Below are 21741 nucleotides of genomic sequence, written 5' to 3' on the forward strand. Positions count from 1 at the left end.
GGGGCGCTCGGGTCCTCGACGAGGGCGGCCAGCCGCGCTAGATGCGGCGTTCGATGCCCTGCCAGTAGGGCTCTCGCAAACGGCGCTTGATCAACTTGCCCGCATCGTCGCGCGGCAGCGCGTCGCGGATCTCGATGGTGCGGGGGATCTTGTAGCGGGCGAGCCGCTGCCCCAGCAGGGCGCGCAGGCGCTGATCGAACCCGGCCTCGGACACGCCGGGCGCACGCACCACGAGCGCCAGCACGGCCTCGCCGTATTCCGGGTCGGGCACACCGAAGACGGCGCAGTCCTGGACCTCGGTCGATTCCAGGAGGGCAGCCTCGATCTCCGCGGGATAAATGTTGACGCCGCCCGAGATGATCATGTCCCGCTTGCGGTCGCAGATGTACAGGAAGCCGTCCTGGTCGAGGTAGCCGACGTCACCGCCGGTGATCAGGCCGTTGCGGCCGATCTGGCGGCGCTCGTCCTCGCGCTTGTGGAAAGTGAAGTCGGGGTAGAAGTCGAGCCCGACGTAGATCTCGCCGGGCTCACCCGGCGGCAACAAGGCACCGTCCTCGCCGACGATCTCGACACGCGCGCCGTCGATGGGGCGCCCCACCGTGCCGCGGTGGCTCAGCCATTGCTCGCTGTTGCACCAGGTGACCACGCTGGACTCGGTGGTGCCGTACCACTCGTTGATGATCGGCCCCCACCAGGCGATCATCTCGGCCTTCACCTCCGGAGGACAGGGAGCGGCCGCGTGGTAGACCTGTTGCAGGGAACTCAGGTCGTAGCGCTGTCGCACCGCCTCGGGCAGGCGCAGCAGGCGCACGAACATGGTGGGCACCATCACCAGGGTGGTGGCACGATGCGCTTCGATCAGGCGCAGCAGTTCTTCGGCATCGAACTTCTCCATCAGCACCAGGCGGTCCGCTACCTTCAGCCCGCGCGAGGCGAACACGTTCGGGGCCGCGTGGTACATCGGTGCCGGCACGATCAGCCGGATGCCGGGCACCAGCCCATAGACCTTGGCACGCATGGCCTCGATGCGTTTCATCTGCTCCGGCGTCGCGGGCAAGCGCTTGACGCCCTTGGGGCGGCCGGTGGTGCCCGAGGTGTAGATCACGCTTTCCACCGGTGTGCCAGGCACGCCGCGCCAGGGCTCGTGCCGGGCCAGCCAGTGATCCCAGAGCGTGAGGTCCGGTGGCATGGAAGCCGCGTCCTCCGGCACTTGGTAGGCGCGACGGATCCCGGGGTCGGTCGGCACCACCACCAGCGTGCGTCCTTCGGCCCGAAGCCCCTGAACGTCCACCAGTCGCAAGAGGTCGTCGTGCACCACCAGCACCTTGGCGTCGCAATCGTGGACGACGTAGTCGATCTCGCTGGGCGCCAGGTGCCAGTTGAGTGGCACCGCGTAGGCGCCCAACAAGGCGGCGCCGGCCCCCGCTTCCAGAAAGGCAAAGTCGTTGCGAAGCAGCAGGGCCACCGCGTCGCCCGCTCGCACCCCCGCGGCGACGAATCCTGTGGCCGCGCGCGCGGCGCGATCTTCAACTTGCGTGGTGTCGCGGCTTCGTGTCCCGACGTGTACCGAACGTGTCATGGCGATGTGAAAGCTGTTGATGAATCCGGGGCCACTCGCTGGTGCTCGATCGCTTGCACGACCGAACCCATGGCGAGCAGGCGCCCCACTTCGGAGGCCGTGAAGCCCCATTGCTCCAGCGCCGTCCGGGTGTGCTGCCCTGCCCGCGGTGCCGGACCGGCCACCTGCGCCGGTGTGCGGCTGAAGCGCGGCGCGGGCGCCGGCTGCGCGAGTCCGTCCACCTCCACGAACGTGTTGCGGGCCACGTTGTGGGGATGCCGCTGCGCCTCATGGAGGTCGAGAACCGGCGCAAAGCAGGCGTCCGTTCCTTCGAGCAGCGCGCTCCATTCGTCGCGCGTCTTGCCCTTGAACACGGCCGCCAGGCGAGACCGCAGCCATGTCCAGCCGGCCGGGTCGTTCTGCTCGGGCAGGTCCTCGCCGTCCAGGCCCAGACGGACAAGCAACTCCCCGAAGAACCTGGACTCGATGGCACCGATGCAGATGTGACGGCCATCCGCCGTCTCATAGCTGTCGTACCAGGGGCGCCCGCCATCGAGCAGGTTGCAGCCTCGCTCATGCGTCCAGGCATCGCGCGCAAATGCGCCATGCAGGAACGTGAGCAGCGAACTGGCGCCGTCGACGATGGCGGCGTCGACCACCTGACCCTGACCCGACTGGCGAGCTTCCAGCAAAGCACAGGCGATGCCGAACGCCAGGTAGAGCGCCCCGCCGCCGAAGTCGCCCACCAGGTTGAGCGGGGGCACGGGCTTGCCGCAACCGTTGCCGATCGCGTGAAGCGCACCTGTGAGGGCGATGTAGTTGATGTCGTGGCCGGCGGCCTGGGCCAGTGGCCCTTGTTGACCCCAACCCGTCATGCGGCCATAGATCAGTCTGGGCCGGACCGCCAGGCACGCATCCGGACCCAGGCCGAGCCGTTCCATCACGCCCGGACGGAAGCCCTCGATCAGCACATCAGCGGACGCCACCAGGCGCATGACGGTGGCAGCACCTTCGGGGTGCTTCAGGTCGACGGCGATCGAGCGCCGGCCCCGGTTCATTGCCTCGAACCGGGGATCGCGCTCGCTGGCCGCGTCCACCGCATCGGCCCGGTCGATCCGCAGGACCTCCGCGCCCATGTCGGACAGCAGCATGGCGCAGAAAGGCCCCGGGCCGATCCCGGCCATCTCGACCACCTTGATGCCGTGAAGAGGTCCCATGCGCTATTCGATCTTGACGCCGAGCTGGGGGATCAGGTCTTTCCATGCGCGGTCTTCCGCCTTCACGATATCGCCCATCTGCGTGGTCGTGCCATCGCCCAGCGCGTGATCCAGCCTGGCGAACTTCTCCTTCACGTCCGGGTCCGCCAGGGCCGAGCGCAGGGCGCCGTTGAGGGCCGCGACAACCGGGGCCGGGGTGCCCACCGGGGCCAGCAGGCCGTACCAGGCCTGCGCCTCGAAGCCCGGGATCACGCTGGACACCAGCGGGATGTTCGGACGACGCGCCATCGGATCGCGCGAAGCCACGCCCAGCAGCTTGAAGTGGCCCGATTCCACCAGACCCAGGTTGTCGGCCGTGGGCGTGGTGAACATCACCTTGGTCTCGCCGGAGCGAAGGGCCATGGTCATCTGCGGGCCGCCCTTGTAGGGCACGTGCAGCAGCTTGATGCCCGCCGCGCGCGCAAAGCGCTCGGCCGTGACGTGCCCGAACGACAGCAGGCCCGCGTTGCCACACTCGATGCCCTGCGGCTGGGTCTTGGCGTACTCGATGAACTCGCGCAAATTGTTCACCGGCACGCTGCTGTTCACATAAACCAGCATGGGCGTCTGGGAGATCAGGCCGATCGGCACGAAGCTGGTGATCGCGTCGTAGGTCGGCTTGGAGGTCGCGTAGCGGGCAATGACCTGGCCAGGGTTGATGAACAGCTGCGTATAACCGTCGGCCGGTGAGGTGGCGACGAACTGGGCACCGATCGCGCCAGAGGCGCCCGACTTGTAGTCGACCACCAGTGGCTGCCCCAGGCGCTTGGCCATGTGCTCGCCGACGGTTCGGACGATGAAGTCCGACAGGCCACCGGCCGCATAGGGAATGATGATCTTGAAGGGCCTGTTCGGGAAAGTCTCCTGGGCGTTGGCCCAGGCGGGCGCGATCGCCGATAGCAGCAGCGTGGAAAAGTGTCGTCTCCGGATCGTTTTCATTCTTCACTCCAGCCTTTGTCGCGTGGGGGTTGAACGGTGGCTACCGCGTGAGCTCGAGCTGGCCGCGATCCAGCACGGTCACGTTCCTCTCTGGCACACGGACGCGCCACTGGAAGTGGGGCCCTTTGCCGAAGAACTCGAACCGCAGACGCTCGCCCGGGTACACCGGGCTTGCGAAGCGGATGGACATGGACTTCAGCCGTTGCGGCTGGTTGTCGCAGAGCAGTCGCAGCGCGGCGCGGCAAGCCATGCCCAGCGAGCACATGCCATGCACGATGGGCTCCCGGAACCCGGCCTGGCGCGCGATGGCCGGGTGGGAGTGCACGGGATTGAGGTCGCCGCTCAGACGGTAGATCAGGGCCGCGTTGCGGGCGACGTCGAGTTCCAGCGCGTGATCGGGCGCATCGCCCGTGACCGCGGGCGGCGTCTCGGGCGGCACGCCGAAGCCCCCGTGGCCACCATCGCCGCGCAGGAAAACGGCTTGCCGGATCGTCGCGTACGGCACGCCGTCGGGGTCGGTCACTTCCTTCTGCAGGAAGACAGCGGCACCCTTGTCCTTGCCCTTGTCGTCCACCGCGACCACCCGAGACGTCGACTTCACCGTCCCTTCGGGTGGCAGCGACCGGTGGATCGTGAAGGCCACCTGCCCGTTGAGCAGCCGCACCCAGTCGATCGCCAGCGACGGGTCGGCGAACCAGAACCCGGGGTAGGCCAGGATGGCGCTCATGGAGGGCACGGTCTGCTGGTCCGTCTCCAGCACATAGCGCAGATCGGGTTCATCCACAGGGTCCGCTCCGTAGCCGAGCCCCAACGCGTAGAGGCTGGAGTCGCGCCAGGTGTAGGTCTGTACAGCGTCGGGAATCCGGAAGGCTTGCAGTTTGTCGAGGTTCATGCGGTGACCACTCAGTCGATGCGGATGTTTGCCTTCTTGATGACGTCGGCGTTCTGGGCGAGCTCGGCGTTGATCTGCTCAAGAAAGGCCTGGGGCGACTTGAGCGAGACGCGTCCTTGCGCGTGCAGACGGGTGCGGATGGCCGGGTCCTTGCCCAGTTCGGTCATGGCCTGGTGCAGCGCGTCGATCACCTTGGGCGGTGTGCCGGCGGGTGCGACCAGACCAAGCCAGGCGCTGAACTGAACCGAGGGGTAGCCCAGTTCGGCAACCGTGGGCACGTCCGGCAGGTCTTCCCAGCGCGTGTTTTCGGACACCGCCAGCGCGCGCAGCTTGCCCGCCTTCACCTGCGGCACGGCCGACAGGGTGTCGAAGTTGAAGTCGACCTCGTTGGACAGCAGCGCCAGTTGCATCGGCGTGCCGCCCCGGTAGGGCACGTGGGTGGCCTTGAAGCCCGCAGCGCTGATCAATTGCTCCGAGGCGATTTGCAGGAAGTTGCCATTGCCGCCGGAACCGAAGGTCAGGGGCGGGTTCTGCTGCGCCTTGCCCAGGGCCACGAAGTCCGCGAGCGTGCGCACATTGGCCATCTTCGGGTTTGTCGGGTTGATGGTGAGCACCAGCGGGTAGGTGGTGATCGTGGTGATGGGGGCGAAGTCCTTCGGCACGCTGTAGCCGAGGTTCTTGTAGAGCAGCGGGTTGACGGTGAGCGAGCTGGTGTTGGACACCAGCAGCGTGTAGCCGTCGGCCTTGGCCCGGGCGACGGTTTCCGTGGCCAGCGCGCCGTTGGCACCCGTCTTGTTCTCCACGATCACAGGCTGGCCGAAGCGCTTGGCCAGGCCGTCGGCCAGGGTGCGGGCGACCACGTCCACCGTGCTGCCGGCGGTGAAGCCGACCAGCAGCCGGATGGGGCGGTCCGGGTAGTCCTGCGCGCTGGCTGCGCCCGCGAGGACAAAGAAGCCAAGCGCCGCGCAGAGGGTTCTCTTGGTCTGGTTCATGTCGTGTCTCCTGTGGTTTTGGACGGGGAACGCTCGGCCGCGAACAAGGAGCGGCCAATGATCTGCTTCATGACCTCGATGGCACCGCCGCCGATGCGCGTGAGGCGGGCGTCGACGAAGGCGCGCGCGATCGGGTACTCGCGCATGTAGCCGTAGCCACCGAAGAACTGCAGGCACTGGTCGATGGCCTTGCCTTGCAACTCGGTGGACAGCAGCTTGACCTTGGCGGCGTCGATGGGCCCGAGCTCGCCGGCCATGAACTGGGTGATGCACCAATCGGTGAACACGCGCAGCGAGGTGGTTTCGGCCGCGAGCTGCGCGAGCACGAACTGCGTGTTCTGGAAGTCGGCGATGGTGCCGCCGAAGGCCTTGCGCTCGCGGGTGTAGGCCACGGTCCAGTCGATCACCGATTCGCAGACGATGGTGCTGCGCACGGCCTGGTTGAGCCGCTCCTGCGCCAGCTTGGTCATCAGCATGCGAAAGCCGTTGTGCTCCTGCCCGAGCAGGTTGCTGGCGGGCACGCGAACGTTGTCGAAGAAGAGCTCGGCCGTGTCCTGCGCGTGCGTGCCGATCTTCTCGAGCGCGCGGCCTTTCACGAAGCCGGGCCGGTCGGCCTCCACGATGATGAGGCTGATGCCGTTCTTTCGAGCGTCCTTGTCCGTCTTGGCGGCCAGGACGATCAGGTCGCACATCATCCCGTTGGTGATGAAGATCTTCTGGCCGTTGATGACGTAGTCGTCGCCCTCGCGCTGTGCGCGGGTCGTCATGGCCTGCAGGTCGCTGCCGGCACCGGGTTCGGACATGCCGATGCTGCCGATGACCTCGCCGCGCGCCATGCGCGGCAGCCAGTGGCGCTTCTGCTCTTCCGTGCCCCAGGTGCGGATGTAGGCCGCCACCATCTCCGAATGCACCATGAAGCCGGTGCCGGGTCCGCTCAGGCCCAGGCGCCAGAGCTCTTCGACGACGACGACGCTGTGCAGCCAGTCGCCGCCCGGGCCGCCGTATTCCTCGGGCAGGTCGCAGCACAGCAGGCCCATGCTGCCGGCCTTGAGCCAGATCTCCCGCGGCATGCGGCCTTGTCGCTCCCAATCGGCGTGGTGGGGCTGGATTTCGGTTTCGACGAAGCGGCGCACCGCAGCGCGAAAGGCCTGGTGCTCATCGGTGAAGAAAGAACGTTTGATCATTGCTCGTGCTGTGGAGGGGAAAGGGTTCAATGGACGCCCAGCAGCAGAGCGCTGGTGGGCAGACCGGTGCCAGCGGTGACCAAGGCGGTTTGCGCGCCCTTCACCTGGTTCACGGCTTCACCGCGCAACTGGCGCACGGCCTCGGCGATGCCGTTCATGCCGTGCAGGTAGGCCTCGCCGAGCTGGCCACCGTGCGTGTTGGTCGGCATCTGGCCGTCGAGGTCCAGTCCGCCGTCGCGAACGAAGTCCGCGGCCTGGCCGGGCTTGCAAATGCCCAGTTCTTCCAGCTGCAGCAGGATGTAGGGCGTGAAGTGGTCGTACAGGATCGCCAGGTCGACATCCTTCACCGAGCGACCCGATTGGCGTTCCAGCTCGCGCGCGGCGATGCCGAGTTCGGGGACGCGCAGCAGGTCGCCCTCGTAGAAGGGCATCATCACGTAGGGCTGGTTGCTGGCGCCCTGGGCCGCGCCCTGCACCACCACCGGTGGCTTGCGCAAGCTGCGCGCGCGCCCCGCGCTGGTGACGACGATCGCTTGCGCGCCGTCGGTCTCCTGGCAGCAATCGAGCAAACGCAGCGGCTCGGCGATGAGGCGCGAGGCCTGGTGGTCTTCCAGGGACAGCGGCCGCTGGTAGAAGTGCGCCTTCGGATTCGTCGCCGCATGGCGCCGGGCGGACACCGCCACCTGACCGAACGCGGCCGACGTGAGGCCGTGGGTGTGCAGGTAACGCTGCGCGATCAGGGCCGTCCAGCTCGCCGGTGTGCGCAGGCCGTGCGGGGTGGACCACGAATAGCGCAGCGCCTCGGTGGTGGGGGCTTGCGTGTCAGAGAGCGCGCCCGACCCCAGCCGGAAGCCGGAGCGTTCATTGAAGGCGCGGTAGCACACGACGACCTCGGCCAGACCGGTCCGCACCGCCTGGCAGGCTTGCAGCACCGTGCCGCAAGCGCCGCCACCGCCGTAGTTCACGCGGCTGAAGAAGCGCAACTGCCGAACGCCAAGCCCCTGGGCGATGAAGGCTTCCGGGTTGGTGTCCAGCGTGAACGTCACCAGTCCATCGACCTCTTCCGGCGCGATGCCCGCATCGCGCAATGCCGCGAGCACCGCTTCCATGGCGAGCCTCCATTCGGAGCGCCCCGAGTTCTTCGAGAACTCCGTGGCGCCTATGCCCACGATGGCGCTGCCGAAGTAGCCTTGTTGGCTCGAGGTGGCGGTCATGTGGCCTCCGGGCAGATGACCGGCAACGCGAAGCCGCCCTCGCAATCGAAGAAGTCCACCTTCACGCGCATGCCGATGCGCCAGGACGTCGGGCCGTCCTGCAGCACGGCCACCAGACGGGTCTGCTCGTCGAGTTCAACGATGCCCACGCCGTAGGGCCGATCGAAGGACTCCACCAGCGGTGCGTGCACGGTGGTGAAACTGAAGAGCACACCCTTGCCAGGCGACGGGACGAAGTCCCAGTCGAAGCTGTGGCAGCGGGGGCACACCGGCATCGGCGGATGCCGAAGCGTGCTGCAGCCGCAGCAGCGCTGAATCACCAGTTGGTGGCGATTGGCCTGCTCCCAGAAGAAGGCCGTGTCCTGGGTGGAAGGCGGTTTCGGCCGGCGAGGCAAGTCACTCCTGGCGGAGCGCTGGTTTGACGAAGGCGTCGAAGACATCAGGAGACTCTGTGGTTCAAATGCTTGGCCGCATTCTCATCCGGAGTCATAGTTGACTCCTAATTAGAGTTGCGTATGCACTTATTGGCAGAACCAATGAGTGACCATGTAGGTCTATGAAACCTATGAGAAACCTAGTGAAATCCCTGATGTCACGCGCGTGAGGCGCCACCCCTTCTCTCGCGGAGGGTTAGGGTTTTCCTTTAATCAGGAAGCTACAATGACTCTTATTTTCTTGAATGTTGACTGTGCCGATGACCACCACCGTGCCCTCGCTTGAGACCCCGGACCCCGCGCCTGGCGACCGCCCCGTGCGACGTGGCCCACACGCACTGCGGCGCGAGTTGACGCGCGCCCGCGTGTTCGAGTCGGCGATCGCCTGCCTGCACGGGAAGGGCTATTCGGGGGCGAGCACCCTGGCGGTGGCGCAGCACGCGGGCATCAGCCGCGGCGCCCTGATCAAGCAGTTCCCCACCAAGGCAAGCCTCTACGCCTCGCTGGTCGAAGCCTTGCTGGATGAGATACGCGAAGAAACGCTGGCGGAGATTCGCCGCTTTCCACCGGGCCTGCCCCGCGCCATGGCGCGGGTGGACCACATCTGGGCCCTGTACAAGCAACCGAAGGCGTTTGCGGTGCTGGAGGTCATGCTCGGCGCCCGCGGCGATCCCGAGCTCTCCGAGCGCCTGGCGCAGGTGGGGCGCTCCCGACAGCAGATCGAAAAGCAGCTGCTGGGTGATGACTTCGAGGCCATGGGCATCAAGGACCGCCGCACGGCAGGCCTGGCCGTTCTGCAAATCGTCGCCACCGTGCGCGGCCTGGCGATGGAGCGCTTGATCAACAAACAGAGCCCGTCGTTGGACGCCGCGTTCAATCTGCAACGGGCACAAACCGAGGCACTGCTGAAGTCCCTGATGGAACAGTCGGTCTGACGCTCGCCCGCGTCAAGCGCCTGACGCCCCCGAGCGCCCCTCTCCAAATGGCGGGATGTCCTCGCTCAGCGCCACAACTCCTCCCGGCGCCGAATGACCCGCGACGCCAGGCCGTAGGCCACCGCCTCCTGCGCCGGCATCCACAGGTCACGCTCGATGTCCTGGCGCACCCGCTCGATGGGCTGGCCGGTTTCACGCGCGATCACCTCGGCGATGCGCTCGCGGGCCTTGAGGATCTCCTGGGCCTGAATCGCCATGTCGCTGGCCGCGCCGCCCGCCCCGCCGCTGGGCTGGTGGATCAGGAAGCGCGTTTGCGGCAGGCAGACGCGGCGTTCGCGGGCCGCGCCCAGGTAGAGGTGCGTGGCGGCGCTGCCCACCCAGCCCGTGCCGACCATGTGCACCGGCGAGGCCACGAAGCGCACCACGTCGTGGATCGCGTCGCCCGACTCGAGGTGGCCGCCTGGCGAGGAGACGATCATGGTGATCGGCGCGCTCGACTCGGCGTCCAGCGCCAGCAGCTTGCGCACCGTCTCCGAGGCCAGCGCGTCGGTGATGGTGCCGAACACCAGCACCGTGCGGGCACGAAAGGCCTTCTCTTCCAGGAAGGCGCCGTCGTGTGGGTTGGCGGGGCGGGTGGGTGTGTCGGTGTCCGGGGAAAGCATGGGAATGGCTCCTGTGTGTTAGCTTCATCCGGTAAACGAACGAGCGGGCCTTTGCGTGACACCTCCAATCGATTCCCACCCCCTGGTCGATGACGAAGCGCTTCGCCGCCGCCTGATCGGCCTGGCGCGGCACTGGCTGGCGCACGGCGGCGAGGCCGAAGACCTGGTGCAGGACACCTGGCTGCGCACGGCGCAGGGCCCCCTGCCGCCCGACGCCAGCGGCCGCGAGGCCTGGCTGGTCACCGTGTTGCGCCACCTGTGCGTCGACGCCTGGCGGCGGCGCCAGCGCTACCACGCCCTGCTGGAGCAAGCGGTTGAGCACGGTGCGCCGGCCGTGGAGAGCGATGCGCCGCAGGAATTGGCCGAGCAGGCGCAGCGCGTGGAACAGGCCTTGCGGCACGTCGTCAACACCCTGTCGGCGGCCGAAGCCGCGGCCGTTCTGCTGGTCGAGGCCTTCGATTTCAGCCACGCGGACGTGGGGCGCCTGACCGGGCGCAGCGAAGCGGCCTCGCGTCAGCAACTGCACCGGCTGCTGCAGCGCCTGCGCCGGCCGGCCTCGCCGGCGCCTGCAAGGGACGAGGACACGGACTGCCTGCTGGCCCTGTGCCAATGGGCGCTGGCGCAGCGCGACCCGGCGGGGCTGGTCGCCGTGTTGCGGGTGTCGAGTCCCCAGGCAATGGCCATGTCCGCTCCACCCGGGCACCACGGGTCCGGGGAGCACGCCAGCGCACCGGCCACGCGCCTGGTCCAGTTCGACCGCTTCCTGGCCCTGCGCGTGGAGACGCCCGAAGGGCTGGTGGCCTGCCTCCCCCTGGGCGAGGCGCTCAGCGAGACCGCCTGAGCAGCCCGCGGACCGGGGCCATGACCTCACAGGTCATCGCCAGCCGGAACTCCGCACGGGAAGATGAACGCAAGCCAAGGGACGTCCCAAGGCACCTTCATCAACCCACCGGAGATCAGTCATGAGTGCTTACGCCATCGCCCACCTGCGCCACGTCGAGTGGGGTCCGGACATCGTCACCTACGTCCAGAAGATCACCGACACGGTGGACGCGCACGGCGGACGCTTTCTCGTGCACGGGCACAACCCCGAGGTGATGGAAGGTCCTTTTCCGGGGCACCTCGTGGTCATCGAGTTTGCGTCGATGGAGCAGGCGCGCGCCTGGTACCGGTCAGACGCCTATCAGGCCATCCTGCCGCTGCGCACGCAACACGCCGATGGTGTCGCGGTGCTGGTGCAAGGGGTGGCGCCGGGCTATCGGGCGTCCGAGCTGCTGGCCAAGTACTGATGGCCTTGGGGCGCGACCGCGCGCCCCAAGGCCGGGCGATGGGGTGAACCAAGGAGCGCAACGCTGCGTACAAGCCGGTGCCGCCGACCTGCGGCCAACCCGTGCCTCCATCCACCCTTGAACCCGGAGATCCCCATGAAGAAAACCCTCATCGCTTCCCTGCTGGCTTTCGGTGCCCTGGCCACGGCGCACGCCAAGGACATCGTCGACACCGCCGTGTCGGCGGGCTCGTTCAAAACGCTCGTGACCGCTGTTCAGGCGGCCGGGCTGGTCGACACACTCAAGGGCCCCGGCCCGTTCACCGTGTTCGCGCCCACCGACGAGGCCTTCGCCAAGATTCCCAAGGCGCAACTGGACGCGCTGCTCAAGGACAAGGCCAAGCTGACCTCCGTGCTCACCTACCACGTGGTGCCCGGGAAGGTGATGGCCAAGGACGTCAAGGCCGGCAAGGTGAAAACCGTGCAGGGCAGCGAGCTCACCGTCGGCACCAGCGGCGGTGTGACGGTGGACAACGCCAAGGTGGTGTCCACGGACGTGGTGGCCAGCAACGGTGTCATCCACGTGATCGACACGGTCATCATGCCCAAGTGATCGGTGCGGGGCCCATTCGCGCCCGATACACACGGGCCGGGTGAACGACGACGAGGCCGCGCGTGAAGACGCCCTGCCAGCACCTCGTCGTCGTTCTCGGTGACCAGCTCGATCGCGACGCCTCGGCCTTCGATGGCTTCGACCCCGCGCGGGACCTCGTGTGGATGTGCGAGGCGGTCGAGGAAAGTACCCACGTCTGGAGCAGCCAGCAGCGCATCGTCATGTTCCTGTCGGCGATGCGGCATTTCGCGGCCGCGCTGGAGGCGGATGGCGTGCCGCTGCACTACGAGACCTTGCGCGAAGGCAGCCTCGCCGATGCGCTGCGCGAGGCCATCGCACAAGCCAAGCCGCAGCGCGTGAGGCTCACGCAGCCGGGCGACTGGCGCGTGCTGCAGGCGCTGCGTCAGGCCGCGGGCACGACCCCGCTGGATGTGCTCGAGGACCGCCACTTCCTGTGCAGCGCCGCCCGCTTCGCGGCGCACGCGCGCGGGCGGCGTCAGTTGCGCATGGAGTACTTCTATCGCGAGATGCGGCGCGAGCACGGCGTGCTCATGGACGGCGACCAGCCCTGCGGCGGCACCTGGAACTTCGACGCCGACAACCGAGCGTCCTTCGGGCCGAACGGCCCGGGCTTCCTGCCACCGCCCACGCGCTTCGATCCCGATGCGAGCACGCAAGCGGTGATCGCGCTCGTGCAGGCCCGCTTCGCCGGGCACCCCGGCCAGGCCGCGCCCTTTGGCTGGCCCGTCACGCGGGCGCAGGCCCTGGAGGCGCTGCGCGCATTCGTTGACGAGCGCCTGGAACACTTCGGCCGATGGCAGGACGCGATGTGGACCGGTGAGCCCTGGCTGTACCACGCGCACCTCTCCGCCGCGCTCAACCTCAAGCTGCTCAACCCGCGCGAGGTGATCGCCGCCGCCGAGGCGGCGTGGCGCTCGGGTCGCGTGCCGCTGTCGTCGGCCGAAGGCTTCATCCGCCAGATCCTGGGCTGGCGCGAGTACGTGCGCGGCATCTACTGGCTGCGCATGCCCGACTGCGCCGAGGACAACGCGCTGGCGGCGCGGCACGACCTGCCCGCGTGGTACTGGAACGGCGACACGCCGATGCGCTGCCTGGCCGACGCCATCGACCAGACGCTGCGCCACGGCTACGCGCACCACATCCAACGCCTCATGGTCACGGGCCTCTACGCTTTGCTGCACGGCGTGCGGCCGCAGCAGGTGCACGCTTGGTACCTCAGCGTGTACGTGGACGCGGTGGAGTGGGTGGAACTGCCCAACACCCTGGGCATGAGCCAGTTCGCCGACGGCGGCCTGCTCGCCAGCAAGCCCTACATCGCCACCGGCCGCTACATCGAACGCATGAGCGACCACTGCCGCGCTTGCCGCTTCGATCCTGGCGAGCGCGTGGGCGAGCGCGCCTGTCCCTTCACCACGCTGTACTGGGATTTCCTGCTGCGCCACGAGACACGGTTCGCCTCGCATCCGCGCCTGGCGGCGCAGGTGAAGAACCTGGCGCGCCTGGACGCGGCGCAACGCGACGCCATCCGCGCGCGGGCGCGGGCGGTGCGAGAGGGACGGTTTGCCTGAGAACCGCCCACGCGGTACCTCGTGGCCAGGCCTTCAGGCGTCTCAGCCTCACACCGCCGGCGGATCCGTCTCGCGCTCAGGGTGCCGGTGCCGCACGATCGCCGCGATGAAGGCGTCCAGGCCCGCCTCACCGTCCGCCAGCACCAGGCCCGGGTCCGGATCGCCCGTGGGTGTGGTGGTGGGCACGCCCGCCATGTCCAGCAGCGTCTGCGCCGCGCCCACCAGCAGCAGGGCCTTGCCATGACGGTAGCCGTCCTTGAGGGACTCCATGGTGTGGCCGTCCTGCGCGAGCGTGGCCACGCCCTCCTCGCCATCGGGCCAGGCAAGGGCGTCGTACAGGAAGCCCGGGTTGTTTTCCAGCGAGGCGGTGGCCTCCAGGTCCACGCCGTCGGCCCCGCGCACGCGGCCCACGCGCGGCGCCACGAACTCGGCCACCGCACCCTCCGCGGACAGCACCGCCTGCAGGCGCTCGGCCGCGGCGCCCTGCACCCCGTGGGCCACCACCAGCGCCACGCGACGCCCGGCCAGGCTGCCGTCGCCCGGGCGTGCCATCAATGAGAGCGCCGGCGACTGCGTCACCTCGGGCTTGGCGGGCCTGGCCAGGGCGCGCGGCAGGGGCGCGGGCAGTTCGTCCATGCCCAGGCCATCGGCCACGGCCTGCGCCAGGGACTCGGACGCATTGCGCAGCGAGGCCACCATGCGCGTGCGGATCGCCGGCACCGTGACCTTGCTCAGCTCGAAACGGAAGGCCGCCGCGATGTGCGCCTGCTCCACGGGCGTCTGGCTCTCGTAGAACAACGCGGCCTGGGTGTAGTGGTCGGCAAATTTTTCCGGTTTGGCCCGCACCTTGCCCTGCTCCTCCTCGGCCAGGATGCGCGCCGGCACCGACACGAAGCCTTGCGCCGCGCCGGCCTGAAACGGGCAGCCGCCTCCCAGCGAATTGGGCTCGTAGGACACGCGGCCGCGGTGGATGGTCTGGCGGTGCATGCCGTCGCGCTGGTTGTTGTGCACCGGCGCCAGGGGCGCATTGATCGGAATCTCGTGGAAGTTGGGCCCGCCCAGGCGGCTGATCTGCGTGTCCACATAGGAATGGATGCGCCCGGCCAGCAGCGGGTCGTTGGAAAAATCGATGCCCGGCACCACGTTCGCGGTGCAAAAGGCCACCTGCTCGGTCTCGGCGAAGAAGTTGTCGGGGTTGCGGTTGAGCACCATGCGCCCCACCGGCCGCAGCGGCACCAGTTCTTCGGGCACGATCTTGGTTGCGTCCAGCACGTCGAAGCTGAACTGCTCGGCCTGCTCCTCGGTGAACACCTGCAGGGCCAGCTCGTACTCGGGGTAGGCCCCGGCGTCGATGCGCTCCCAGAGGTCGCGGCGGTGGTAGTCGGGGTCGGCACCGGAAATCTTCACCGCCTCGTCCCACACCAGCGAGTGCGTGCCGGCCTTGGGGGACCAGTGGAACTTCACGAACACCGACTCGCCCGCCGCGTTCACCAGCCGGTAGGTGTGCACGCCAAAGCCCTGCATGGTGGCGTAGCTGCGCGGAATGGCGCGGTCCGACATCACCCACATCAGCATGTGGGTGGACTCGGGCATGAGCGAGACGAAGTCCCAGAAGGTGTCGTGCGCGCTGGCGGCCTGCGGCATGCCGTGGTGCGGCTCGGCCTTCACCGCGTGCACCAGGTCGGGAAACTTCATCGCGTCCTGGATGAAGAAGACCGGGATGTTGTTGCCCACCAGGTCCCAGTTGCCCTCATCGGTGTAGAACTTCACCGCGAAGCCGCGCACGTCGCGCGCGGTGTCCTTGGAGCCGCGTTCGCCCGCCACGGTGGAAAAGCGCACGAACACCGGCGTGACCTTGCCCTTCTCCTGGAACGGCGCGGCGCGCGTGAGTTCGGTGAGCGGCTCGTAGCACTCGAAGTAGCCGTGCGCCGCCGAGCCGCGCGCGTGCACGATGCGCTCGGGAATGCGCTCGTGGTCGAAGTGCGTGAGCTTGTCGCGAAGGATGAAGTCCTCCAGCAGCACCGGCCCGCGCAAACCGTACTTCAGCGAGTTCTGGTTGTCGGCGATGGCCACGCCCTGGTTGGTGGTGAGGGCCTGCCCGGCGGCGTCCGCGCGCACGCGGTCCAGTCGGCCGTGGACGGCGTTGACGCCCTCGGCGGCCTGGTCACCGGTTTTCTCCGAGGTGTTGGCCTCGGACACGGTGCTGCCGGTCGGCAGCGGGCTTCGGGGCTGGGCTGTGACGCCTTTGGGCGGCGTCAGGCCCTGGGAGAAGCCATGTTCCAGCGGCTTGTTGTCGTTCGAGGGAATGGCCTTGGCCAGGTCGTCGGTCTGCTGCGCCTTGCGCCGCAGGATCTCGCCGGCGGCAGACGTTTCGCCGGACCGGGCCTTCGCGCTCGGTCGGGTGGGAGGGGATTTCGCCATGGGGTTCTCCGGTGATGGTCTCTCGCGCCTCGCGCGAATCCCCACCCTTGGCAAGCGGCACGCCCACCCGGGCCGGCTACGGGTTAACCCGGTGCGCCTGGCCCAAAACATGCACTAAAGTGCGTGTCATGCCATCCGCCGCCGCCACCAAACTGCTCGTGCTCGTGGGCACCGTGTCCGACACGGCGACTGCTGTGGCGCAAGCAGTCGAGATGGCGTGCGCCGATCAGGTCGCCACCATCGAGGTGCGGATGATGGACGGCCTGGACCCCGGCATCTTCGACGAAGATGCACTTTACGTCATATGTTGTTCCACCCACGGCGCGGGTGACGTGCCCGACAACGCCCAGGCCTTCTACGCCGCGCTCGATGCGCAACCGCGCTTCCTGGGCCATGTGCGCTTCGGCGTCATCGCCTTGGGCGACAGCGCCCAGTACCCCCAGACCTTCGCCAACGGCGGGCGGCGCTTCGACGAACGCCTGCGCGACCTGGGCGCCGTGCGCGTGGGTGAGCTGTGCGTGCTCGACGCCTCCACCGAGACCGACCCGGAGTCGGCTGGCGCGGCCTGGTGCCGCGAATGGCTGGCGCAGGCGTTCGCAGCCAGCGAAGCCTCATGAACGCCCAAACAATTCGCAAACGAATTATTCAGACCTGAAGCGACTAGGGTAATTCTGTATCGCCAAGCCCTGTCCCCCCACCTACAGTGACCTGCAGTCCGCTCAACCCCAGGAGAACCAGATGACCTCTCGCCGCCTCGTCCTGACCCGCAGTGCCGCCGTCATTGGCGCCGCGTCCACCGGCCTGCTGTTGCCCCAGATCGTGCGCGCCCAGTCCGACAAGGTGCGCGTGGGCTTCATGCTTCCCTATACCGGCACCTTCGCGCAGCTCGGCGTGGCCATCGAGAACGGCTTCCGCATGGCCGTCAACGAACAGGGCGGCAAACTCGGCGGACGCGAGATCGAGTTCTTCAAGGTCGACGACGAATCGAACCCCGCCAAAGGCATCGAGAACGCCACCCGCCTGGTGCAGCGCGACAAGGTCGACGTGCTGGTCGGCACCGTGCACTCCGGTGTGCAGATGGGCATCCACAAGGTGGCGCGCGAATCGGGCGTGCTCAACCTCATCCCCAACGCCGGCGTGCACATCGCCACGCGCGCCCAGTGCGCCCCCAACGTGTTCCGCACCTCCTTCACCAACAGCCAGCCCACGCTGGCCCTGGGCAAGCCCATGATGGACAAGGGCCACAAGAAGGCCGTGTGGATCTCCTGGGCCTATGCCGCGGGCGACGAGGCCTTCGAGGGCTTCGAGAAGAGCTACACCGAAGCCGGCGGCCAGATCATCAAGAAGCTGAGCCTGCCCTTCCCCAACGTGGAGTTCCAGGCCCTGCTGACCGAGATCGCCTCGCTCAAGCCCGACGCGGTGGCCTGCTTCTTCGCCGGCGGCGGCGCGGCCAAGTTCCTGCGCGACTACCACGCGGCCGGCCTGAGCAACAACATCCAGCTCTGGGGCTCGGGCTTCCTCACCGAAGGCGTGCTCGACGCCGCCGGTGACGCCGCCAACGGCGTGCTCACTACCATGCACTACAGCGACTCGCTGGACACGCCGCGCAACAAGAAATTCCGCCTGGACTACGCCAAGGCCTTCAAGCTGCAGCCCGACGTGTACGCAGTGCAGGGCTACGACACCGGCCTGCTGCTGGTCAAGGGCGCCAACGCCGTCAAGGGCGACATGGAGAACAAGAAGGCCCTGTACGCGGCCATGGGCGGCGCCGAAATCGACAGCCCGCGTGGCAAATGGAAGATGAGCCCCGCGCACAACCCGATCCAGGACATGTGCCTGCGCCGCGTGGAGAACCGCGAGAACAAGGTGATCGGCATCGCCGGCAAGGCCATCGCCGACCCGGCCACCGGCTGCCGCATGGCCTGAACCTTGCATTCACCCGCGTCCGACCGGCGCCCACGCGGCGCCGGTTTTGCGTCGGCTTGCTGAAACGATGGACTTCGCCAACTTCCTCATCCAGTTGCTCAACAGCGTCCAGTACGGGCTGCTGCTGTTCATGCTGGCCGCCGGCCTCACGCTGATCTTCGGGATCATGGGCGTGGTCAACCTCGCGCACGGCAGCTTCTACATGATCGGCGCCTACCTGGCCTGGTACTTCACCTCCCTGCTCGGCAGCCTCACGCTGGCCATCGTGCTGGGCACGGTGCTCGCGGTCGTCTTTGGCTGGCTGCTGGAGTGGCTGCTGTTCCGCCACTTCTACCGGCGCGACCACCTCGACCAGGTGCTGCTCACCTTCGGCCTGATCTACATCTTCGAAGAGATGCGCTCCATCTTCTGGGGCGACGACGTGCACGCCGTGCAGGTGCCCGAGGTGCTGAACTGGTCCATCCCGCTCACCGAGAACCTCTCCTACCCCGTCTACCGGCTCGTCATGTCGGGCGTGTGCCTGCTGCTGGCCGTGGGCCTGTACCTGCTCATCAGCAAGACGCGCCTGGGCATGAAGATCCGCGCCGGCGCCTTCAACCGCGAGATGACCGAATCCCTGGGCGTGAACATCCGCCTCATCCACGGCGTGGTGTTCGCGCTCGGCGTGGGCCTGGCCGCCATCGCCGGCATGATCGCCTCGCCCATCGCCAGCGTGTACCCGGGCATGGGCAGTTCGGTGCTCATCATGTGCTTCGTGGTGGTGGTCATCGGCGGCATCGGTTCGGTGCGCGGCGCGCTCGTGGCGGCGCTGCTGGTGGGCCTGGTGGACACCTTCGGCAAGGTGCTGGTGCCGCAGATCGCCGGCATGGCCGTCTACATGCTGATGGCCTTGGTGCTGCTCTACAAACCCGAAGGGCTCTTCAAGCAATGAGCACGGCAAAAGCCCAACTCGAAAAACTGCCGCGCAGCATCCAGTTCGTGCTCGCGCTGGGCGCCATCGCGCTGGCGGTGTTTCCGCTCGTGCCCATGGACGGCGGCGACTTCTACCTCGGCATGCTCTCGCAGATGATGATCCTGGCCATCTTCGCGATGAGCCTGGACCTGCTGCAGGGCGTGACCGGCCTGGTCTCGCTGGGCCACGCGGCCTTCTTCGGCATCGCGGGTTATGCGCTGGCCTTCCTCACGCCGCCCGACGCGCCGATCGCGCTGTGGTGGTCGCTGCCGCTGGCCGCCGCCGGGGCGGGCCTGGCCGCGCTCATCATCGGCTTCTTCGTGGTGCGCACGCACGGCATCTACTTCATCATGGTGACGATGGCCTTCGCGCAGATGGTCTTCTACCTGGTCTTCGACAACAAGGCCCTGGGTGGCTCGGACGGCATCTACGTGAACTTCCGTCCCGACGCCACGGCGCTGGGCATCGACCTGGACAACAAGCTCGTCTTCTACTACTTCACGCTGGTGCTGCTGCTGGGGCTGTACTTCGCGCTGCGCCGCCTGCTGTTCTCACCCTTCGGCCGCGTGCTCGCGGGCATCCGCGTGAACGAGCACCGCATGCGCGCCGTGGGCTACGGCACCTTCGGCTACAAGCTCACGGCCTTCACGCTGGCCGGCGCGCTGGCGGGCGTGGCGGGCTACCTGTGGGCCGCGCAAACCGGCTTCGTCAACCCCGAGCTCATGGGTTTCCACATGAGTGCGCACGCGATCATGATGGTGATCCTGGGCGGCATGGGCAACTTCGCGGGGGCCATCGTCGGCGCCTTCGCCTTCGAGTACGTCATGCACCTCTTCAAGGACATGACCAAGCACTGGCAGTTGCTCATGGGCGGCTTCATCGTGCTGGTGGTGATCGTGGCGCCGCGCGGGCTGCTGGGCCTGGTGGAGCGCTTCACGCGGCGCGGGGGCAAAGCATGAGTGAACTGCTGCTCTGCGCGAAGCACCTCACCAAGCGCTTTGGCGGGCTGGCCGCCGTCAACGACGTCTCGGTCGATCTGCACCGCGGCCGCATCCACGCGGTGATCGGCCCCAACGGCGCGGGCAAGTCCACGCTGACCAACCTGCTCTCGGGCGACCTGCCGCCCACCAGCGGCCAGATCGACCTCAACGGCCAGTCCATCACCGGGCGTTCGCCCGAGCGCATCGCGCGCCAGGGCCTGGGCCGCAGCTACCAGAAGACCAACATCTTCCTGCCCTTTACCGTGTGGGAGAACGTGCGCCTGGCTGCGCAGTCGCGCGAACGACACGCGGCCTTCAACCCGCTGCACTGGTTCAGCGCGGCGGGCAAGCTCTCGGCGGTGAACCAACGCTGCGAACGCGCACTGGAGCTCGCGGGCCTCACCGCGCGCGCCAACACGGTGGCCGCCGCCATCAGCCACGGCGAGCAACGCCAGCTCGAGATCGCCATGACGCTCGCCACCGAACCCACCGTGCTGCTGCTCGATGAGCCGCTGGCGGGCATGGGCGCGGCCGAGGCAGAGTCCATGGTGGCGCTGCTGCAGCGCCTCAAGGCCGAGCACGCCATCATGCTGGTGGAGCACGACATGGACGCGGTGTTCGCACTGGCCGAGGTGCTCACCGTCATGGTCAACGGCCAGGTCATCGCCAGCGGCACGCCGGTCGAAATCCGCAACGACTCGGGCGTGCAGGCCGCCTACCTGGGAGAGGAGCACTGATGACGGCCCTCATCGAAGCCAAGGGCCTGCACACCCACTACGGGCAGAGCCACATCCTGCGCGGGATCGACTTCCAGATCGGCGCGGGCGAGACCATCGGCCTGATGGGACGCAACGGCATGGGCAAGACCACGCTGCTCAAGTCGCTGATGGGCATCGTCAAGCCCAGCGGTGGCACGGTGCAGGTGAAGGGCAAGAACATGACCGGCGCCACGCCCTATGCCGTGGCGCGCGAAGGCATTGCCTACGTGCCCGAGGGGCGCGGCATTTTCGGCAACCTGAGCGTGAAGGAAAACCTGGTGATGGCCGCGCGGCCCGGCACCAAGGGCCAGCGCGAGTGGACCTACGAGCGCGTGCTCGACACCTTCCCGCGCCTGGCCGAGCGGCTGAACCACGGCGGGCAACAGTTGAGCGGCGGCGAGCAGCAGATGCTCACCATCGGCCGCGCGCTGATGACCAACCCGGACCTGCTCATCCTCGACGAGGCCACGGAAGGCCTGGCCCCGCTGATCGCGCGCGAGATCTGGCGCATTTGCGGCCTGATCCGCGAGAGCGGCATCAGCAGCGTGATCGTGGACAAGAACTGGAAGCACGTGACGCAGATCACCGACCGCAACGTGATTCTGGTGAAGGGCGAGGTGGTGTTCGAGGGGACGACTCAAGCGCTGCTTGCGCAGCCGGGCTTGCTGGAGCAGCACCTTGGGGTCTGACCCCCTTTGTCTCTGACCCCGTTTGTCTCAGGTGTGGGCGTTCGCCGCGTTTCGCGCCTCTGCTTCGCGAGGGCCGCTGGTGCGTGTGCCCGTTCTCCGGCCCACGCTCGCGCAGAAGCGCCCGAGCGCTCCACCGGGCTGGCGTCACCACCGCGATTGGCGCGCCCTCTCTGTGGCAAGCGCGAATGGGGCCTGCGCCCGGACACCCACACCATCGACCCCAGTAGCGCCCTGGTCAGCCAAAGAAGACCGGACTTCCCTGGCTCGGCGATTAAATGGAATCTGACCCCAATTAAGGGGCTCGAATCTGACCCCAATTAAGGGGCTCCGCATTTCTGGTGGTGCGCCAGGGCGTCACTCTCGACGGCTGGTGGGGTTCGCGGGCGCAGGCCCCATTCGCGCTTGCCACAGAGGCGGGGCTCAAACCACGGTGGTAACGCAGGCCCGGTGGAGCGCACGGGAACATCTGCGCGAGCGTGG

General features: G+C 67.8%; 21 protein-coding genes. 11 read left to right on the forward strand and 10 right to left on the reverse strand.

Annotation, left to right across the window (positions count from 1 at the left end):
• Positions 1-37: 37 nt before the first annotated feature.
• Genes BN948_RS05515 through BN948_RS05550 form a run of 8 tightly spaced genes read right to left on the reverse strand, consistent with a single transcriptional unit; the run spans position 38 to position 8430 of the window.
• Entirely contained in the window at positions 38-1579 is a 1542-nt protein-coding gene (locus BN948_RS05515; protein WP_009519203.1) for an acyl-CoA synthetase, read from the reverse strand.
• Positions 1576-2775 (reverse strand): CaiB/BaiF CoA transferase family protein, encoded by a 1200-nt coding sequence (locus BN948_RS05520; RefSeq protein WP_009519202.1) that lies wholly within the window; start codon positions 2773-2775, stop codon positions 1576-1578. Before BN948_RS05520 ends, BN948_RS05515 begins: the two co-directional genes overlap by 4 nt.
• Before the next feature lie 3 nt (positions 2776-2778).
• Positions 2779-3753, reverse strand: coding sequence for a Bug family tripartite tricarboxylate transporter substrate binding protein (locus BN948_RS05525; RefSeq protein ID WP_009519201.1), 975 nt, complete (start codon positions 3751-3753; stop codon positions 2779-2781).
• A 40-nt stretch (positions 3754-3793) separates the two neighbouring features.
• Positions 3794-4645 (reverse strand): MaoC/PaaZ C-terminal domain-containing protein, encoded by an 852-nt coding sequence (locus BN948_RS05530; protein WP_009519200.1) that lies wholly within the window; start codon positions 4643-4645, stop codon positions 3794-3796.
• Between the two features lie 11 nt (positions 4646-4656).
• The gene (locus BN948_RS05535) at positions 4657-5637 is read right to left on the reverse strand and encodes a Bug family tripartite tricarboxylate transporter substrate binding protein (RefSeq protein ID WP_009519199.1); all 981 of its coding nucleotides are present in this window, start codon (positions 5635-5637) and stop codon (positions 4657-4659) included.
• Positions 5634-6821 (reverse strand): acyl-CoA dehydrogenase family protein, encoded by a 1188-nt coding sequence (locus tag BN948_RS05540; protein ID WP_009519198.1) that lies wholly within the window; start codon positions 6819-6821, stop codon positions 5634-5636. Before BN948_RS05540 ends, BN948_RS05535 begins: the two co-directional genes overlap by 4 nt.
• A 26-nt stretch (positions 6822-6847) precedes the next feature.
• The gene (locus tag BN948_RS05545; RefSeq protein ID WP_009519197.1) at positions 6848-8035 is read right to left on the reverse strand and encodes a lipid-transfer protein; all 1188 of its coding nucleotides are present in this window, start codon (positions 8033-8035) and stop codon (positions 6848-6850) included.
• The gene (locus BN948_RS05550; RefSeq protein WP_050980689.1) at positions 8032-8430 is read right to left on the reverse strand and encodes a Zn-ribbon domain-containing OB-fold protein; all 399 of its coding nucleotides are present in this window, start codon (positions 8428-8430) and stop codon (positions 8032-8034) included. The genes BN948_RS05545 and BN948_RS05550 overlap by 4 nt, the downstream gene beginning before the upstream one ends.
• 299 nt (positions 8431-8729) lie before the next feature.
• Here BN948_RS05550 and BN948_RS05555 point away from each other — a divergent pair, with 299 nt between their 5' ends.
• A complete protein-coding gene (locus tag BN948_RS05555; RefSeq protein WP_009519195.1) occupies positions 8730-9404 on the forward strand; it encodes a TetR/AcrR family transcriptional regulator in 675 nt (224 codons plus the stop codon).
• Between the two features lie 65 nt (positions 9405-9469).
• Here BN948_RS05555 and BN948_RS05560 read toward each other — a convergent pair whose 3' ends face one another.
• A complete protein-coding gene (locus BN948_RS05560) occupies positions 9470-10066 on the reverse strand; it encodes an ATP-dependent Clp protease proteolytic subunit (protein ID WP_009519194.1) in 597 nt (198 codons plus the stop codon).
• Between the two features lie 55 nt (positions 10067-10121).
• On the opposite strand from BN948_RS05560, the gene BN948_RS05565 reads away from it, so the two are divergent.
• The 4 genes from BN948_RS05565 (at position 10122) to BN948_RS05580 (ending at position 13535) form a co-directional block, all read left to right on the forward strand.
• On the forward strand, positions 10122-10907 hold the full coding sequence (locus BN948_RS05565) for an RNA polymerase sigma factor (protein ID WP_009519193.1): 786 nt from the start codon (positions 10122-10124) through the stop codon (positions 10905-10907).
• 121 nt (positions 10908-11028) lie between these two features.
• Positions 11029-11355: a DUF1330 domain-containing protein gene (locus tag BN948_RS05570; RefSeq protein WP_009519192.1), complete on the forward strand. Its 327-nt coding sequence runs from the start codon at positions 11029-11031 to the stop codon at positions 11353-11355.
• A gap of 135 nt (positions 11356-11490) precedes the next feature.
• Entirely contained in the window at positions 11491-11946 is a 456-nt protein-coding gene (locus BN948_RS05575) for a fasciclin domain-containing protein (protein WP_009519191.1), read from the forward strand.
• Between the two features lie 62 nt (positions 11947-12008).
• Positions 12009-13535: a cryptochrome/photolyase family protein gene (locus BN948_RS05580; protein WP_009519190.1), complete on the forward strand. Its 1527-nt coding sequence runs from the start codon at positions 12009-12011 to the stop codon at positions 13533-13535.
• A 48-nt stretch (positions 13536-13583) separates the two neighbouring features.
• Here BN948_RS05580 and BN948_RS05585 read toward each other — a convergent pair whose 3' ends face one another.
• Positions 13584-15956, reverse strand: coding sequence for a catalase (locus BN948_RS05585; RefSeq protein WP_009519189.1), 2373 nt, complete (start codon positions 15954-15956; stop codon positions 13584-13586).
• 128 nt (positions 15957-16084) lie between these two features.
• On the opposite strand from BN948_RS05585, the gene BN948_RS05590 reads away from it, so the two are divergent.
• From BN948_RS05590 to BN948_RS05615, 6 genes are all read left to right on the forward strand, one after another.
• Positions 16085-16573, forward strand: coding sequence for a flavodoxin domain-containing protein (locus BN948_RS05590; protein WP_009519188.1), 489 nt, complete (start codon positions 16085-16087; stop codon positions 16571-16573).
• Positions 16574-16694: 121 nt separating this feature from the next.
• Entirely contained in the window at positions 16695-17882 is a 1188-nt protein-coding gene (locus BN948_RS05595; RefSeq protein WP_035620736.1) for an ABC transporter substrate-binding protein, read from the forward strand.
• A 67-nt stretch (positions 17883-17949) separates the two neighbouring features.
• Positions 17950-18813, forward strand: coding sequence for a branched-chain amino acid ABC transporter permease (locus BN948_RS05600; protein ID WP_009519186.1), 864 nt, complete (start codon positions 17950-17952; stop codon positions 18811-18813).
• Positions 18810-19793: a branched-chain amino acid ABC transporter permease gene (locus tag BN948_RS05605; RefSeq protein WP_009519185.1), complete on the forward strand. Its 984-nt coding sequence runs from the start codon at positions 18810-18812 to the stop codon at positions 19791-19793. Before BN948_RS05600 ends, BN948_RS05605 begins: the two co-directional genes overlap by 4 nt.
• On the forward strand, positions 19790-20551 hold the full coding sequence (locus BN948_RS05610) for an ABC transporter ATP-binding protein (RefSeq protein ID WP_009519184.1): 762 nt from the start codon (positions 19790-19792) through the stop codon (positions 20549-20551). Before BN948_RS05605 ends, BN948_RS05610 begins: the two co-directional genes overlap by 4 nt.
• On the forward strand, positions 20551-21261 hold the full coding sequence (locus BN948_RS05615) for an ABC transporter ATP-binding protein (RefSeq protein ID WP_009519182.1): 711 nt from the start codon (positions 20551-20553) through the stop codon (positions 21259-21261). The genes BN948_RS05610 and BN948_RS05615 overlap by 1 nt, the downstream gene beginning before the upstream one ends.
• The last annotated feature ends 480 nt before the right edge of the window (positions 21262-21741 follow it).

It is taken from the genome of Hydrogenophaga intermedia, assembly GCF_000723405.1.
Lineage (GTDB): Bacteria > Pseudomonadota > Gammaproteobacteria > Burkholderiales > Burkholderiaceae_C > Hydrogenophaga > Hydrogenophaga intermedia.